Below are 18,816 nucleotides of genomic sequence, written 5' to 3'. Positions count from 1 at the left end.
GTTCAAAAAAATATTACTGTTGTTCTCCCTGCTTTAAAAATGCCAGCAGATGTGCCATATCCTCTACACTGATCTTCGCTTCCAGCCCGGGTGGCATTGCCGACATATTCAACGCTTTCAATTGTTTGATCTCATCTCTTGAAATTGCTTTTTCATTTCCCGGTGATAACCGGATGGTAACTGCCGTAGGCGTTTCTGATGCAAGAATACCCTGCAGAATTTCACCACTGTTTAATTCAACAGACCATAAATCATAACCCGGAGCAATAGACGCAGCCGGAGAAAGTATATTATCCAGAATTGCTTTTGCCGACCAGTTGTTAACCGATCCCAGATCAGGTCCAAAATCAAGGCCTGTTTTGCCCCTTACCTTATGGCAGAGCGAACAATTGATTTCATAGATACCTTTCCCTTTCTGAGGATCACCTTTCTTTTCTAAAGATGCCTGATAGGTTTTGATAACTTTCTCTGTATCCTGTTTGCCCAGCAACGGTCTTGCACGGGTACGAATACCTTCATCGGGGTTTCCTAATAACCATTGAGTGCGCGGCCACCCCAGTGACAGAGGTTGCACTTTTCCGGTTTCAATTGCAGTCAACAACATGTTGGAACGTTCAGGATTGATCATGAACATTGCCAACCCTGCATCCTGCACACCAGAAGGAAGGGTTTCCCATTTGGTAAGCAGGTAATGACATACCGTGGTATCAGGAATTGCATTTAATGTGCGTAAGGCAGCCAATTGAACAGACATTTCTTCCTTCTCCTGAATCCGCCCCAGTAACAGATCCTTGTTGGAAGCCGGATTTCGAAGTGATAAAAAGTCAACTGCTTCAGTCCGCTGCTCCTTTGTTTTGGAAGCATCTTTGATAACAGCAATTGCCTGTTGAATGGCAGCCTGTGCGGCAGCTTCATCCGGAATGCCAATTACTTTCAGCATACGGAAAGCAGCTTTTCGCACATTGCTGTAAGGGTGATTAAAAAATGTTTTGACCAGTAAAGCCTGCTCTCCCTTGAAAACAGAATTGGTGGTTTTGGTTCCCTGTGCAATGCCTTCCAATAAGGCGGCCTGCAGGGCACTCTCTTCTTTAGTTCCCGATTTAACCGCTCTTTCCACCAACCGGCGAATATCAGCAGGTTTATCAACGGTTGCCACAATGGATGACAAGCGCTGAATCAACGATGCGTAGGCGGGGTTCTGTGGCTGATATTTTTCCAATACCACATTCAGCAGAGAAGCTGTTTGGGTGGCATTGGCAGACAACGCAGCAATCTGCACCCATTTATCATTCAGGTCGCGAAACAGCAACTCGTTGCGTACGCTGGAAGCATCTGCACTATTAATAAAACCAAGTGTACATAGAAGCTGAAACCGCACTTTGGCATCAGCATCCTGTTTCAATGACAGTAATGCCTGCACCACGCCTGCATTGGAAAGAAATTGTTCCGATAACCGGATCGCATTCTCCCGTACACCGGCCACCGGATCTTTCAAGGCCTGAATAATTAAATCAGGCTGAAGCGCTCCCAGTCCGTTCAGGGTCCACAATGCATGTAATCTTCCAAAAGCTGCATCTGTGCGAACCGCCATTGCTTTCAGGGCTGATACCGCCTCCTCTCCGCCACGGTCTACCAGCAACCGCTGTGCATTCATTCTCCACCAGCTGTTAGGGCTGGCCAGTTTCTCTACCAGTTCAGCGGCAGAAGCATCGCCCAGTTTGAGGTTCTTGGTCCAGTCAGCCGGACCCGCATCTTTTCTGGAAATCCGGTAAATTCTTCCTTTATCGGTTCCATTATACAATTCGCCCGATTCAATTACTTCATCACCCATCCATTCGGGGTGTTCAATAATCTGACGGTAATAATCAACTACATAGAGTGCGCCATCGGGGCCAACATACATATTCACCGGACGAAACCAGTTGTCGGTGGACGTCAGAAAATCTTTCCGTTCCAATACCCGACTCGCAGTAAAACTTGCACCGGTATCTTTCAATCGGTCAACATGAATCAGGTTACTAACCGATTCGGTAACAAAGGTGATGTCGTTGTTATTATAGGCATCAGGAAATGCGCCACCAAGATAGGCGGTTAAACCGCAGGCAGATGTTATTACGCCCACATCAGTCAATAACTGCGTTTGTGGATTGGTGGTAGTAGGAAATACTTCACAGGCATCGCCATGGTCAGACAAATTCTGTGTTGCATTGGAAACAACCTGGTATGGATTACGTTGCAGATAACCAGCCTGCATTACCTCGTGATATACGTGAATGGCATTGGCTACCAGTAAGCGCCGTCCCCAGGCATCAAATGCCTGACCGAACTGCGTATTGCTCGATGTTGTTTCCAGTAAATGTTTGTCGGGGTTCAGGCGAACTGACCTGCCACTGGCATTCTGTGGAAGCCGCGCAGCATCCGGCTTACCGGGATAAAAAATTTCGGTACCAAGGTCTCCGAATTCTTCTTTGTATTCCCGGGTTGCGGTAGCTCCTTCATGCGCCAGGTAAACCCAGTTATCCAAACCATAAACCGGGCTATTCACATTGTGTTGCGGGTTAGATAAGGCAAAACCTTTTACCAGCGTATCGCAACGCTCGGCCTTCCCATCACCGTCTGCATCTTCATAATACAGCAGATTAGGCGCGTCCGTAACCAGCAAGCCTTTTTTCCAGCGCATGATACTGTTCGGCAGATTCAGGCCCTCTGCAAACACCGTGCTTTTATCCATCACACCATCGCCGTCTTCATCGGTCAGCATGCGAACCTTCCCTGTACCACTCTGGTCGAGCGGGTAACCGTGCATTTCCACCACATACATACGCCCATACTCGTCAATTTCCATGTCAGTAGGGTCTGACAACAGCGGCTCACTTGCTATCAACTCAATTTTAAACTCATCTGGCAACGCAAAGGTAGCCAGGGCTTCCTTCGGTGTTAATCCACTGCTGAGTTTGGGCTTGCTCTTACATGCCGCCGCCATCATAATAACCGCTACTCCCATGTACATACACGACCGGGCCCAACGGTTTCCTGCTCTCCAGTTTAAATCCATCTTATAACGCATTAATTTTTGGGTACTACTCTAAAATTCGAAATGGCAAAATTGCTTTCTCTCGATTCGCCATCCGAATACAACCAGCCAAACCAGGCATAATTATCAGTGGGGTGCGATGCGATATCCAATGGCAGGGTAATGGTTTCCCATTTGCCTTTGGTATCGAGTGGTTTCCCGAAATAATTATAGGGCCAGCGGTAATAATAATCGGCAATATTGAAAATGATATCTCCTTTGGTAATGGCCAGTTTGGTGTTCATCTCAAACTTCATTACATAGTTGGTTTTATTCGCTCCCATGGCCCCGGCAGGCCAGTTGATGTAAGAGGTGAAAAATGCATCCCATCCCCAGGCTGAATAAGCACCCTGCTTCACCATCATGAGGCCGGGGTTTTTTGGAAAATCGGGGTGGCTGCTAACCATGCCTGTAGCCGGTGCCACTACTGGATGAACGATAATCATGTTCCGCGTATCGAGGTACCAGCTGCTGTTGGTAGAAAAGGTTGAATTCAATGGTGCCGGTCCCTGTACGGTTACCGGTCCCATTTCGGCGCCAGCCGGTACTACTACTTTAATATACTCAGCTGCCAGTGCGGCAACGGGTGCTGTAACACCACCGGTAAAACTTACCGCTGTGCCTTCTGCAGTAAAATAAAGATCAAAGAAATCGCCCATTATTTCAAGGGTATCTCCCGCCAAAGTATGTTCATTCCGAAGTCCCTTTACCACAAACGGTGGAGTGTTTAATATGAAATTATAACTCGCTTCGCCTGCTTTGGTCACCACTTTTACGGTATTGGTTACTTCAGCAGGAACCTTGCGCGGGATTCTTACCGACACCAGCGTATCAGATGCATAGATATTTTCTCTAGGCACTTCCAGATCACTGAAAAAAACCGATTGTGTTAGTTTCAGGTTAGTACCAATGATCAGGATCCATTGATTCATATCGCCGCTTGAAATATTGGCAGCATGATTAATGGAAGTAGCAACCCGGCTGATGGAGGGTGGGCCATCAGGTGAGTCTTTTTCCTTTCCGCAGGAAACAAAGGCTGCAGCCAGCACACAACAGAGCAGGGTATATTTGAATATGCTTTTCATATACAGTGTTTTGATTTGGGAAGAGGTTACCATCCCGGATTATTTTCGTTGATCTCCTTGTTGGAATTGATTTCAGAAAGCGGAATTGGCAGTAAAAGAGATCGTTCATTACGTGCCTTCGTTACATTAAAACGATCCACATTCATGAAATTCATCACATCCATATAAATTCCCCAACGCATCAGATCAAAACGACGGTTGCTTTCGAACAGAAACTCACGTCCTCTTTCTTCCAGAATAAAAGAACGCATCTGGTCTTTGTTCATATTGATTGTAGCATCCAACGTATTGGATCTGCGGCGCACAACGTTTAACGAAGTATAGGCATCGCCGATATGGCCCAATTCGTTATTGGCCTCCGCATTAATTAGATAAACGTCTGATAAGCGAAGGATTGGATAACGTGCATTTCCCTGACCCAGCACTTTCTGCGCTACGTCATCATATTTGGTGGTATATGCTTTATCTTCTTCCTTTCTCCAGGTATATCCATCAACAGCATACTCGGTATCCTCCTCGGGGAAATAGAATTTTCCAAGTATCGTTGGCTGGTGATTAATACCATGTAAAATCCGCTCATCCTGTTTGGTTCCATGCTCCAGGAAATTGTTATAGTAGGCTCTGGTTGCCCAGGACCAGCCACCACCCGTACCGGGTCCAAACAATTGAAATCCGCTGTATACCTGCACCAACGCACCTTCCGGTAAAAGGGCACCATAGAACTCGGCGTTCAGCATGTTTTCATTTCGGTGTTTATTCGGGATTTTGAAATTGTCCATGAAATTCTCAAACAGTGTACGGCCGCTGGTAGCAATCACTTCAGCAGATTTCGCTCTTGCCAGTTCATAATACTCGGCGCTGTTCACACCTTCATGACCAATAACAACCCGTTTTGTGAACGGATAGCTGGCATAGGGTCTGTTATCACCGTCTGCAATACGCTCAGTGAGTACATTGATTACAACACCACTCAATGCTCCTGAGGCAATAGTTGCATAGGTTTTAGCCAGAAGTGCAGACGCAACATCTTTGGTAAGACGGCCTATACCTCCTGATCGGGGATCCTGATACGGAAACAACATGGTTTCTGCCTGCTTCAGATCACTGATCACCTGCTCATACACCTGCATTACTGTGGCTCTACCCATATCAGCCGGTTCTTTGTCGGAAGCAACCGTTGCCAGCCTAATAGGAACACCGCCATAAAGCCTAACCAGATCAAAATAACAAAAGGCGCGGAAAAAATAAGCTTCGCCCAATACGCGTTGACGTACATCGGGGTCAATATCCATTCCTTCCACATTTTCCAGCACTGAATTTGCACGGGCAATCATCCGGTAGCGATCATTCCAGGGAACATCAGTTCCCCAAAATCCCAGGTAGTTGCCATGGCCAATATGCCCGAAAAACCAGGCCGGACCCGATGCATGATCTGTATCATTTTCATACTGCCAGAAATTACCATACAGTCCATTTGACAATAGCATATTATAAACGCCTACAATAGCAGCATTGGCATCTGCTTCCGTTTTATAAAAAGAAGTAGGCACCAAAAAGTCATACGACTCTTCTGTAAGTTGTTTTTTACAGGATGCCAACAAGGTGGTTGTAAAAAAACCGAGGAGAAATATCCTTTTCATACACTGAATTTTTCGTTGATCAAACCAGTTTAGAACCCAACCTGTACACCCAGGTTAAATGTTTTTGAAATTGGGTAAGAGCCATAGTCTACCCCACGTCTTGCCGGGTTATCACCGAACGCATTTACATCAGGATCGTATCCTTTGTAATTGGTGATGGTTATCAGGTTCGACGCATTGGCATATACCCTCAGGCGATCGATATAACGGGTATGAGCAAGTTGGAATGTATAGCCCAGTGACAGGTTTCTGAGACGGACATAACTTGCATCCTCCATAAATCGCTCTGTAATGTAAAAATTACGGGTATAGGTAAACCATGCTTTAGGTGTGGTGGAATGTTCCCAGTTCGTTGGTGTCCAACGGGTATCATATGCATCTTGCAATGTATTGTACATTCCTCCCAAATCATTCAGGAACGTATTATTCATATTGATGATATCGCCACCTACAACTCCATTGACAAAAATATTCAGGTCGAAATTTTTATAATTTAATGTATTGTTGAATCCGAAGAAAAAGTCGGGGTTAACATCACCAATTATCCGGCGATCGTGGTCGTTCACCACACCGTCTCCGTTCAAATCAGCATACCGGATTTCTCCTACCAGAGACTTGATAGCAGCATCTGTTAAACCGGCATTTTCAGGAACAGCTCTCACCTCCGCTTCATTACGATACAATCCATCTTCCACACGTCCGTACAACGCTCCGATTGGATACCCTACTTTCTGAATGAAGGGAACACTGGAAGCACGGTGGTCGAGCGGACTGGCAAATTGCTCTGTTACGCCATCCATTAGAGATAAGATCTTGTTTCTGTTGGAGGAATAGTTCAATGACACATCCCAGGAGAAATCTTTTTTACGAATGGGAGAACCATGCAACGTCAATTCAATTCCTCGGTTTTGTACCGCACCCGCATTTACCCTTTTGGAGGTAAATCCTGTACTACCCGGTATAATGATTGATTGCAGCAGGTCATACGTTTCCTTATGATAGAAATCACCAACCAACCCTAATCGGTTATTGAAAAAACTCAGATCAAAACCAATATTATATTGATCGGTGGTTTCCCATTTCAGGTTGTCGTTACCCGGCTGATTGTCTGCAAATCCAGAAGTCAATGCACCGTCAATCGGGTATAGTGCAGGACTCAACTTATTCTGTGTTTCATACGCACCAATAGCCTGGCTTCCTGTTTTACCGTAACTCAAACGAAGTTTTAACTCACTCACCAGGTCAGATTCTTTCAGGAATTTTTCTCCTTTTACATTCCATGAAAAAGCAGCAGAGGGGAAATAAGCCCATTTGTTATTCTTAGAGAACTTGCTCGATCCGTCTGCACGGAAACTTACCGTCAGGTAATATCTGTTGTCGTAGTTGTAGTTAACACGCGCCAGCCCAGATGCCAAGGTATTTCCTGATTTGCCGTTGCTCACAATCGGAATTCCCGTTGCAGCACCAAAATTGTTGGTTAAGAAGAAATCGGTAGGAAAATTAGACACCTTATTGTACCTCGATTCGGAAATCCATTTTTCAAAGGTTCCACCAACAGTTGCGCCAATATTGTGCTTATTAACTATTTTATGGTAGTTCAAAACACTTTCACTCGCAATTGCTTGCCAGGATCCGTCGCCTATAAAAGCTACTCCGTTTTCGGCAATGCTCACCACCTTCGGAATGTATTCATCTCTTCTGCCACTGAAAAGCGAATAGCCCACATTCTGTCTGAATTTCAACCCTTTTGCCAGTGTTGCTTCCAGATAAGAGGATGTGAAAATTGATGTACTCTGGATCTTGTTATACATCTTTTTAGTATAGAGGTATGGATTCACCAAATTGGCAACTACTGTTTCGGTATTAGTAAGACTATCGATGACTTCCGCAGTTGGCATAAATGTCAGCGCGGATCTTGTAACCCCCGCGGCAAACGTATTATCAGTTATGTTGGTACGCACCATATTATTGGTTTCACGCGCAAAATTTATACTGGTACCTACTACCAGCCAGTCGCGGATGTTCCGGTTTAGGTTCGCCCGGATATTGAACTTATCATACTTAGATCCGATGATCACACCTTCCTGGTTCAGGTAGTTGAAGGAAAGCAAATGGTTGCCTGCATTACTACCTCCTGAAACAGAAATTGTATGGTTTTGGGTCATCGCGTTCTGAAAGATAACATCCTGCCAATTGGTACCTTTTCCTATAAACTCTTCGGGTAAGGGTGCCCGTACAAAACGGTTGGCAATTGGATAAAACTGCATTTCACCATCGAATGGCAATTGCGTATTGGTGCCCGTGAGGTCATTGGCAGTTTGTTGTCCTTCATTCCGCATCAAGGCATAATGGTAGGCATCCAATACTTCCAGTTTACGAACAGGTTTGCTAACAGACGCATTGCCGTTGTATTCTACTTTATCCGGACCGAGTTTACCTTTTTTGGTAGTAATAATAACCACCCCGTTGGAACCGCGTGATCCGTAAATAGCCGTAGCTGATGCGTCTTTTAAAATTTCAATCGATTCAACATCGTTCGGGTTGATGGATGCCAGCGCATTTACCTGTTGGGCACTACCACCGCTCGATCCGGGCGTTTGTGAACCATTGCTTCCTCCATAAGGAATTCCATCAATTACATATAATGGATTACTGGAGGTAAACGAATTTGAACCCCGAATTTGGATATTGATACCTGCACCTGGTGCACCGTCACTTGTTCTTACCTGAACACCTGCTGCCCTGCCCTGTATAGCAGATACAATGTCAACAGGCGCAGCTTTGCGAATATCAGCTCCCGAAACAGATGTAACCGATCCGGTTAAATCTCTTCGCCGTGTAGTACCATAACCAATTACCAGCACTTCATCCAGTGAATTGAACGTGGAAGCCAATTTTACAGAAACACTGGTGGCTTTTGAGACATCCACTTCCTCTGTTTTTCTACCGGTGTAACTTATGCTGATTATTGTGCGGTTTGACGGAACGCGGAGGGAAAATTTCCCCTGAGCATCCGTGCTGGTACCCTGTCGGGTGCCTTTCACTGTAACCGCAGCGCCCGCAAGAGGTTTGCCTTCCTCATCCTTCACCGTTCCACTCACCTCCTTATCCTGCGCATATGCTGATGAAGCGCCGGTAAAGAGAAAAAGCAGGCCGATGATTGCCGCCAAATAAAAGAATCTCATACTAAAAGCAGTTTAGTTTTGAATAATAAAGTCCAACTTAATCCAAATGTGGAACAGAAAATGTCGGTTGCTTTGCAGGTTATATCAATAAATTAACCGTTGTGGTTTTTTATGCTATTTTATCTTTATTGAGCAGGGTTTAATCGTATTTCACGCAGGTCAAGAATGGCTCCCAAACCAAAATCAACAGACGGACGGAACACCACTCGATGACTTCCTGCCGCTAACTTCACATGGCCAACTGAAACTGTTTTAAAGGTTTCCCATGAACCCGATTTACCCACTTTCCCTTTTACTGTCTGTGGTCCAAACTCAATTACAAAACCTTTACCGGATTCTTCATCAGATACAGACCACTCAAGTGTTACATCATAAGTGCCGCCTTTTTCCACCACTACATACCATTCTACACGTGAACTTGCTGTAAACCAGCCAAACGCCCTCCATTCAGGCATATACGCAATATCTAATCCTATTCCCGTGCCCTTTTCTGCGATGAGTTTTAGCGCACCGCTTTTTTCAGCAAAAACTGTTCGCGGAATATTTACCGTATCCAAATTAATAGTAGAGAATTGCGCTGAAGCGTTTACACTTAAGAATAAAGCAAAAAGAAAAAACAACGATTGCAGTCGGGTCATGATGTCTGATTTAGTATATATTAAAAGAAATTACCGTTTTATAAACTCACGGGAAGGATTATCCGAAATCTGAACACCGTGCTCGTTTTCGGCCTGAACCGTCCACCAATACCTGCCTGGTTTCAGTTCCACAGTAGAATATTCGGGTTTACTGAGACCGTTTACTTTTTTCGCGTTGCGAAAATCCGGTCTGTCAGATATAAGTATAGTCCAGGAGGCCGCACCCTGAGATTTATTCCATTGCAACAGACTAGGTGTAGATGGTTCTTGTTGGTAAAATGGTGCTGGCGGAATATTTACTGCATCAATCCAAGAACGATAATAACCACCCTGCTGCCCTGCACTGGAAAAATCACAAAATTGCCATTCTTTGCCTGCAGCATCCTGAACCATTATCAAAAGCCAGGGCTGTTTTTCGTCGTCTGCCGTGGGCAGTGATTCGATTTTCAAAGAGCGAAGATCAAGCTGTGCAGGTGGTTGATTCGTTGAATACCGCATGTCCTGGGCCAACAAAATCGGCCCTTTGTAGATCGCCACTTTACCGCTGTACACTTCTTCTCCGGCGCGTACGCGCGGACGAAAATCCAGTATCAGTTCAATCAGGTCACCGGTTTTCCACTTGCGGTCTATTGTGTAATAAGTACCTGCCATGGGTGCCGGCAAGGCTTTTCCATTCAATAATATAGTGTTATTTATAGACCATTGCGGAATCCGTAACTGTACCGGTATTTTTTGCGATTGGCTTAAGGAAATATGTAAGCGAATGTTGCCGTCTTCCGGATAGCTGGTTTCCTGCTGTATGCTGAACGTATTATTTCCTTTCACATTCGTTGTTAATGTAGAAGGGCCGTAATAATTCAAAACCAAACCGCCAGCGTTTTCCAGCAACGCCCAGTTAGCAATGTTGCCAATAGCCCTCGGCGCGTTGGAGGAACAACAATTCAATTCGATGCCATCGGATGGGCCCTGTCGGAGTTCACAAAAACGACGAAATCCTTCTGGTTGCGTACCATAAGAAGAACAGCCGCCATCCAACGGGATCGATCCCAATGCACTGTTCAACGTACTCCACTCCAACTCATCGGCCACCCTCGAGTCTCCGGTAAGCCGCAACATATCGGTAGATAATAAGGTCCAGGCTACGGTACAACAGGTTTCGATAGTACCGTGTTGATACGGTGTTCCCAGCAGTCCTTCATTTGTTGAAAAACCACCGGTAGCATGTCGTTCCGTTTTCCGTAACGTATGCCACAAATGTTCCATAGCTTTTTTATAGGAAGGATTTCCTGTAACCCAATACATTTCGCCCAACGTCTGAATATTATGAATACCTTCCCAGCGACGCACCGGAAAATCGGCAACCGGCTTTTTATCTACGCCCAATTGATAATACGCAACACCGCCATTTTCATTCCAGGCTTCGTGCATCAGGTAGGTGGCAAAACGGAAATATTCGGGATTTTTGGTTTCCCGGTATACCAACGCAACAGCATGACTGATCGCCTCGCTGGCCCCACCCGTCTTAGGAATGGATTTTCCGCCTGCACCAAATTCTTTCTTTACCAAATCAACAATCCTGATCGCTGACTGAAGTGCGGGGTCAAACCTTGTATCCTCATAATAATGAATGAGTCCGCAAACCATGGCATAATGATTCCATAAAGAAAGCGGCCCGTTCAAATCAGTAAACGGTCCCATATATCCATCTGCCCGTTGTGTCTTCAATAAATCCAGCACATATTGATCAATATTTTTCTTTAATTCAGGGTCTTTTGTTAAACGCCAGGTTAACTGGGCCGAACTAAGGTATTGCCCGGGAAACACGCCCGCCCAATCAGGAATATCTTTTTCGGGACGATCGCGCAGCATTCTTAACAAACCCGGATTTCGCCTGGGAAAATCAATCATGTATTGTTGAAGATGATGTACCCTGCTTTGCAGGTACCCATTCAACTGAATAGTGAATTGTTCGGGTCGGCTAAACGTTGCGCGCTTAGGATTTAGAGATGGCAAATCACTGCCCGACTGAATAAAATCAAGTTTAGCCAGGTGGCCATCGATAGATTTACCATTCTCTGTTACTGCCCTCACCGTCCACAACAGGCTGGATAGACCAGCCATTTCGTGGGTAATCTTAAATGACCGCTGATTTCCTGCTGATAAGCGTTTCCAGATTTTCGCCGGCTGAGCTTCGCGATAAAGTTCTATTTCATACCCGATTGCACCCGGCACCGGCAACCACTCCAATACTATTCCGTCTGGTTTATGGGATTGCGCACCATTGGCCGGACGAACCAATTGCGGCGCGGGGGGCAAGGCAATACCCAATTGGGTTTCGGGATGCTGTACCTGTAAAAATGCTGCGTTTTCATCGAGGTTTCGGGCTATCACGCGTAAATAATCATCCGACGGATACGCGTTCTGAATGCTCATCTCCTCCAGGTCACCATCAAATTGTGTACTATCGCCATTGTTCATATGGCGACCGATACGCATTGTATCCGTGCGAATTGAAAAAGGAATTAGTTGTTGATTAACCGGTTTGTTACCGCCAATTGAAGCACTTAATTGTCCGGTGGTTGCACTTGCAGCAATAACAACCGACTGCCAGATTCCAGAACGGATACCCGGTAGTGTTAGCCGGCCTTTTTCTGTTTCTACCACCAATTTTGTGCCCTCCAGAAAAACCTGAAAACCATTGCTGGAAAACAGGCTCATGGTAGTACTCGCCGTCGGACGAATTCTTGCAGCCAGCATAATACCAGTCCGCAAATCCGCATCGGGAGAAATCAGTTCCAGAAATCCACGGTATTGACGGCTTAAACTGATCCAGGGATAAGAATTACCCGTTATCAACCCGGCTGTCCATCCGTTTTGTACTACAAAACCTTGTTTGCTGATAGAAAGAGGGCGGCCCGCTAAATTTTCGAGCGTTCCGGCAAGCGGTGTATAGAGCCAATAGCTGTTATCGAGTACCAGAGCCGGTGAAAATGATTCCAACCGGGAGCTACCGAAATAAAGGAAAAATCCCTGTCCTGCTGTTTTATTGAGTTGGGGTAACCGAATCAGTAATCGCACATCATTCGCTGAAAAACGAACCAATTGGCTAGGAAGTAGTTGCCCGTTGCTGTCTACCGCGCGGATATCTGTTCCATTTGAACTCGCATAGGCGCTTGCAAACAGTGCATCTGTTAACCGAACCGAAACAGGTATATTCCGCATGGTTTCGGTTGAACCAGCCGGATCAATAGCCACCCATTGGCGGTATTTCCAATCCGTGTTCCACCAGGAATGCCAATGCGCTTTCTTCTTTTTTCCCAGTGCACTTACACCGATACACACCAAAACCAGGCAGATCAGACTCCTATTCACAACGCATTAATTTATGCTTTAAAATAACTGAATCAATGGCAACTAAAATGTTCTGTAGTTAACCCGGTATGCTATCTGTTTAACATTTTCCCCTGGTCATGACAAAACCGTGATAATTTATTATTAGATCTCCGAAATAATGTTTACTTTTCATTTACTTTCTATTTTGCGACTAATTCGTCCTAGGATGAGGCTTTTACAGACTGAAATAACACCGCTGATCAATGACTTCATGCATGTAGATATGAGAAGTCAGCCATTTCTTGCTTCTCCTTATCATTCACAACCTTCTTTTCATGCACACCCTGAACTAGAACTTGTTTTTGTTCTGGAAGGATTCGGCAAGCGCATTATCGGCAACAAGGTTGAAATGTTCGAATCGGGTGATATGGTGTTCATTGGCTCTTATGTACCGCATATCTGGCTCAGTGATGCTGCTTTTTATGAAGAGAATTCTAACCTTCAGTCGAAGGTTATTGTTACTTACTTCAACCCCAAAATGTTCCAGCAGTTTTTTGAGTCAATGAAGGAGTTCGATTCAATCCGGGAAATGATTCAGCAGGCATCGAAAGGAATCAAAATTCTGGGTGAAACCCGAAATATTATTGCAGATAAGCTGATGGCGCTTTCCACAAAAACAGGATTTGAAAAAGTGGAGGGATTGCTACAGATTATGCACCTGATTTCCATTTCGGAAGAAAAAACCTTTATTGTAAACTCCGACCTTACAACTATTGAAGCCACAGATTCAGATCGCCTGATTGAGGTGATCAAATTTCTGAAAGAAAATCTGCATGAGCATATTTCACTGAAACAGATTGCCTCTGTAGCCTGCATGAAGGAGCAATCTTTCTGCCGGTATTTTAAGAATCGAACCAAGAAAAGTTTTTCTCAATACCTCGAAGACCTTCGCATGGAACATGCACGGAAATTATTGCTGGAAAAAGATCAGTCCATTTCCGATATCGCCTACGCCTGTGGGTATAGTTCCAGTTCTCATTTCTGTAAAGTCTTCAAAGACCATAATAACCAAAGCCCCTACCAATACAAAATAAGTATAAGAAAGGGGCTTGTGGCTTAATGCTTAACACCGGCCTATAGTCCTAATAGTCGTCGGTTTTGTTCTTCATTGTTTCCGGTGGCAGCAAAATCATCAAAGGTTTTCTGCGTTACCCTAATAATATTATCTTTTATAAAGGCAGCTCCTTCTTTTGCACCATCTTCCGGATGTTTCAGGCAACACTCCCATTCCATTACAGCCCATCCCGAAAAATTATTGGCTGTCAATCTGCTAAATATTGATTTGAAATCAACTTGGCCATCACCCAGGGAGCGAAATCTTCCTGCCCGTTGAATCCACCCCGAATAACCGCCATAAACTCCTTGCCTTCCTGAAGGATTAAATTCTGCATCCTTTACATGAAAGGCACGGATTCGATCGCGATAAATATCAAGAAAGCTGAGGTAATCCATACATTGCAACAGAAGATGTGAGGGATCGTATAATATACACGCACGGGCATGCCCGTTCACAGCATCCAGAAAGCGTTCATAACTAACCCCGTCGTGCAGATCTTCTCCGGGATGGATTTCATAACACAGATCCACACCGTATTTGTCAAACTCATCCAGTATCGGGCGCCACCGGTTGGCTAATTCGCCAAATCCGGTTTCCACCAAACCAGGAGGTCTTTGTGGCCAGGGATAAACTGTATGCCATAAAAGACTTCCACTGAATGTGGCGTGTGCCGTAAGCCCGAGATTGGCTGAGGCTCTTGAAGCATATTTTAGCTGTTGCACCGCCCAGGCTGTTCTCGCTTGTGCATTACCGTGATAATCTGCCGGCGCAAACCCATCGAATAATTCATTGTATGCAGGATGTACAGCAATCAGTTGACCTTGCAAGTGAGTGGACAGCTCCGTAATTTCCAATCCGGCTGCGGATACGATTCCTTTTACCTCCTCAGCATAGGTTTTGCTTTCGGCAGCAAGTTGCAAATTGATACACCGGTTATCCCAGCTTGGTAGTTGCACGCCTTTGAACCCCAAACCTGCTGCCCATTGGCAAATTGATTCGAGGGTATGGAAGGGGGCTTGTTCACCCATGAATTGTGCCAGGAAAATACCCGGACCTTTTATTGTTGTCATAGCAATCGTTGTTTTTAAAGATGGATCAAATTAATCGGTCAGCCGGGTTTCTGGAAAAGCGGTCCATTTGGTTTCGCTTTCACCTGATTCAATTACCGTATCAATAAACACCATGCCTCTAACTCCATCGACCACACCAGGATAATCGCTCATTTCTGCCGTGGCATGGGTTCCGTCGAGTTTGGCCGACAGGCTTAATGCAAAATTCCTGTAGATATTTCCGAATGCTTCTATATAACCTTCCGGATGACCACCCGGTGTGCGGCAATTCTGCAATGCAAAAGAGGAAAGTCTGCCACCATAATTAGCGCCTGCACGCAATACCTGAAGGGGAGCATCTCTCCATTTTACCTGCAGTGAATTGGGTTCATGCTGGTACCATTCCAAACCACCCGTCTCCCCATACAAGCGGATGCGGATACCATTTTCCTCTCCGGCAGCTACCTGTGATGCCATCAATACACCGGCAGCACCATTATTGAACCGCAACAGTACATTTCCATCATCTTCCAACTGGCGTCCTTTAACAAAGGTGTTCAGGTCTGCGCAAACTGCGGTTATTCGCAGGCCCGTTACATACTCTGCCAGATGCGCAGCATGCGTTCCAATATCTCCCATACAACCACTCTTGCCACTTTTTTTCGGATCCGTACGCCAGGATGCCTGTGCATTTCCTTCTCTTTCCAATAACTGACTCAACCATCCCTGCGGATACTCCACCCATACTTTGCGGATTTCGCCAAACAGGCCCGACCTGATCATTTCCCGCGCCTGTTTCACCATAGGATAACCTGAATAGGTATGCGTAAGGCAAAGCAACAAACCTTTTTCGCGCTGTTTCTGTTCCAGCTGACGGGCCTCTTCCAGGGAGAACGTAATCGGTTTTTCGATGACCACATGAAATCCATGGTCCAGCGCCATCATAGCAGGTGCAAAATGTGCGTGATTGGGCGTTACAATCGTTACAAAATCCATTCGCAGATCCGGGGGAAGTGCCGCTTCCCGCTGAATCATATCCTCATAAGTAAGATAGATTCTGTTTTCCGGAAGAAAAAGCTGACGGCCCGATTCAATTGCCTTTTCAGGTACAATGCTTAGTGCACCACAGCACAATTCAATTAGGCCGTCGAGATTCGCCGCCATGCGGTGAATTCCACCGATGAAGGAATCATTTCCTCCACCAATCATGCCCATACGAAGTTTTCTTTTCATTTCTTTATGCTTTGTTAGTGAATAGCTTTGCTTCAACCGCCTGTATGGCCAGGGTTGTTTTTACCAGAGAATCCGGAGTAACAGAAATGCTATCTATTTCCTGCTCTACCAGAAACTGAGCAAAATCAGGATAGTCTGAAGGACCCTGACCGCAAATACCTACTTTCACATTCCTGTTTTTTGCAACCCTGATCAATTGCTCAATCATCTTCTTTACTGCTTCATTTCTTTCATCAAACAAATGAGAAACCAATGATGAATCACGATCAAGCCCCAACGTTAATTGTGTAAGATCATTTGAGCCGATGGAGAATCCGTCGATATGATCTGCAAATTCATCAGCCATCAGGATATTAGATGGCAACTCAGCCATGAGATAAATTTCCAGCCCTTCCTTTCCACGTTCCAACCCACACTCTTTCATAACAGCCTGCACTTTCAGTAATTCATTAACAGTTCTGCAAAATGGAATCATCACTACCACATTATTCAACCCGATTGTTTCTCTCACCAGGCGGATCGCTTTACATTCCATTTTGAACGCGTCTTTATACGCATCGGAATAATACCTCGACGCACCCCTCCAGCCAATCATTGGATTCTCTTCAGACGGTTCAAAATACTTGCCACCCAATAAATTAAAATACTCATTGCTTTTAAAGTCAGAAAAACGAACAATTACTTTTTTCGGATAAAACGCAGCGGCAATACGGGCAATTCCGTAGGAAAGTTTATGAATGAAAAATGTTTCTTCATTTTCAAAACCAGCAATCAACTGCTCAATTTTTTCCGACAGTGCTGCATCACCCAGTGTTTTATGACGTAATAACGCCATCGGATGCACCTGAATAAAATTGTTGATGATAAATTCTTCTCTGGCCAACCCTACACCCTGGTTTGGTAATTGAGAAAAATGAAATGCCATATTCGGAGAACCTACATTAAACATCAGCGGAGTACGCAGGGTAGCAAGCTGTGTCAGATCCACTTCAGTCTTTGTAAACTCCAGCACACCATCATAAATAAAACCAATATCTCCTTCTGCGCAGGAGGCCGTAACCAACTGACCATTCTTCAACAAATCGGTAGCATTGCCACAACCTACGATTGCAGGCACACCCATTTCGCGCGCAACAATTGCTGCATGACAGGTTCTTCCACCTTTATTGGTAATGATAGCAGACGCTTTTTTCATTATCGGCTCCCAGTCAGGATCGGTCATATCGGTCACCAATACATCACCTGCTTTAAATTCGTGCCCATCTGCCACCCGCTTATCAAGCGAGTACAAAATATTTACCTGACCAGATGCGAGTTTATCGCCAACAGCAATTCCCTTCGATACCAACCGCTCTTCTCTGCCTGCATCATGTATCTGGTATTCGGTAAACACCTGTTTTTTCTTTTGCGAATGAATCGTTTCCGGCCTTGCCTGTACAATAAACAACTGATTGGATTTTCCATCAATCGCCCATTCCACATCCATCGGGCACCAATATCCTTTTAGCTTTGTGTAATAGTCCTCAATTCGTACAACCCAATCTGCCAGTTGCAGGGCCTGGTCTTCTTCCAAACAGAATTTTGTGCGCATATAAGATTCAGTAGGTATAATGGTAACGCGTTCATCAGGGTTATCACCATAAATCATCATCTTATCCTTGTTGCCCAGCTTGCGTTCAATAATAGACTGGTATCCACCTTTCAACGTTGGTTTAAATACAATGAATTCATCGGGCGATACCGCACCCTGCACCACCATTTCCCCAAGCCCATAGGAACCATTGATCACTACCACGTCTTTAAAGCCACTTTCGGTATCCAATGAAAAAGCAACACCGGAACTGGCCAGATCTGATCGTACCATTTTCTGAACACAAACTGAAAGGGCAAGATCAAAATGATTGTATCCGAAATTCTCACGGTAACTTATAGCACGATCAGTAAACAAAGAAGCAAAACAATTCCGAACTGCATCAATCAGGGAAGCCGGTCCACGTACATTCAGATACGTTTCCTGCTGCCCGGCAAAAGATGCATCGGGTAAGTCTTCGGCTGTTGCAGAAGAGCGAACAGCCACGTCTACATCCTGGATTTTATACTCCTCAGACAAATGCAGGTAGGAGTCGATAATCCGCTCACTTATATCCTTTGGAAATTTTGTGTTGCGAATCATCTGCCTGATTTTTTTACCTGCCTTCCGTAAAGATTCCAGGTTTTCAAAATCAATTTCTTTGATGATAGATTTAATCGCCGGCTCCAGATCGTTCGATTGTAAAAATAGTTTGTACACGCGAACGGTTATTACGAAGCCATTTGGAATCCTTATACCAAGCGGACTTAGGTGTTGCAGCATTTCACCCAGGGATGCATTTTTACCTCCTACATATTCAAGGTGTTGCATCCCCACATGGTGAAGGGGAACAATTAGACTATTCGTGTTCATTATTTGAGATTTGCAGTTTT

The 18,816-nt window shown here is 45.0% G+C and carries 10 protein-coding genes; 1 reads left to right on the top strand and 9 read right to left on the bottom strand.

The window, feature by feature from the left end; translation table 11 throughout:
* Positions 1-13 precede the first annotated feature (13 nt).
* From B2746_RS20880 to B2746_RS20855, 6 genes are all read right to left on the bottom strand, one after another.
* The gene (locus B2746_RS20880) at positions 14-3,067 is read right to left on the bottom strand and encodes a PVC-type heme-binding CxxCH protein (RefSeq protein ID WP_290798573.1); all 3,054 of its coding nucleotides are present in this window, start codon (positions 3,065-3,067) and stop codon (positions 14-16) included.
* Positions 3,067-4,158 (bottom strand): glycan-binding surface protein, encoded by a 1,092-nt coding sequence (locus B2746_RS20875; protein WP_290798570.1) that lies wholly within the window; start codon positions 4,156-4,158, stop codon positions 3,067-3,069. Before B2746_RS20875 ends, B2746_RS20880 begins: the two co-directional genes overlap by 1 nt.
* Before the next feature lie 26 nt (positions 4,159-4,184).
* The gene (locus B2746_RS20870) at positions 4,185-5,798 is read right to left on the bottom strand and encodes a RagB/SusD family nutrient uptake outer membrane protein (protein ID WP_290798567.1); all 1,614 of its coding nucleotides are present in this window, start codon (positions 5,796-5,798) and stop codon (positions 4,185-4,187) included.
* 29 nt (positions 5,799-5,827) lie between these two features.
* Positions 5,828-8,983: a SusC/RagA family TonB-linked outer membrane protein gene (locus B2746_RS20865; RefSeq protein ID WP_290798565.1), complete on the bottom strand. Its 3,156-nt coding sequence runs from the start codon at positions 8,981-8,983 to the stop codon at positions 5,828-5,830.
* A 125-nt stretch (positions 8,984-9,108) separates the two neighbouring features.
* A complete protein-coding gene (locus B2746_RS20860; protein WP_290798563.1) occupies positions 9,109-9,621 on the bottom strand; it encodes a hypothetical protein in 513 nt (170 codons plus the stop codon).
* Between the two features lie 30 nt (positions 9,622-9,651).
* On the bottom strand, positions 9,652-12,993 hold the full coding sequence (locus B2746_RS20855) for a beta-L-arabinofuranosidase domain-containing protein (protein WP_290798560.1): 3,342 nt from the start codon (positions 12,991-12,993) through the stop codon (positions 9,652-9,654).
* 187 nt (positions 12,994-13,180) lie between these two features.
* On the opposite strand from B2746_RS20855, the gene B2746_RS20850 reads away from it, so the two are divergent.
* Positions 13,181-14,074, top strand: coding sequence for a helix-turn-helix domain-containing protein (locus B2746_RS20850; protein WP_290798558.1), 894 nt, complete (start codon positions 13,181-13,183; stop codon positions 14,072-14,074).
* Positions 14,075-14,088: 14 nt separating this feature from the next.
* Here the strand turns inward: B2746_RS20850 and B2746_RS20845 are convergent, their stop codons facing one another.
* From B2746_RS20845 to ppsA, 3 genes are read right to left on the bottom strand one after another with little or no spacing between them, the layout of a single operon-like run.
* Entirely contained in the window at positions 14,089-15,141 is a 1,053-nt protein-coding gene (locus B2746_RS20845) for a sugar phosphate isomerase/epimerase family protein (protein WP_290798556.1), read from the bottom strand.
* A 30-nt stretch (positions 15,142-15,171) separates the two neighbouring features.
* Complete coding sequence (locus tag B2746_RS20840) at positions 15,172-16,353, bottom strand: Gfo/Idh/MocA family protein (RefSeq protein ID WP_290798553.1); 1,182 nt, start codon at positions 16,351-16,353, stop codon at positions 15,172-15,174.
* Positions 16,354-16,357: 4 nt separating this feature from the next.
* Positions 16,358-18,796 carry a phosphoenolpyruvate synthase gene (gene ppsA / locus B2746_RS20835; RefSeq protein ID WP_290798550.1) on the bottom strand — a complete coding sequence of 813 codons (2,439 nt, stop codon included), beginning with the start codon at positions 18,794-18,796 and terminating at the stop codon, positions 16,358-16,360.
* Positions 18,797-18,816 lie beyond the last annotated feature (20 nt).

Origin of the sequence: Flavihumibacter sp. UBA7668 (assembly GCF_002483205.1) — a bacterium.
In the GTDB taxonomy this organism is placed as follows: Bacteria; Bacteroidota; Bacteroidia; order Chitinophagales; family Chitinophagaceae; genus Flavihumibacter.
Note: the sequence above shows the minus strand (reverse complement) of the source record. Positions and strands in the feature narration are given on the sequence as shown.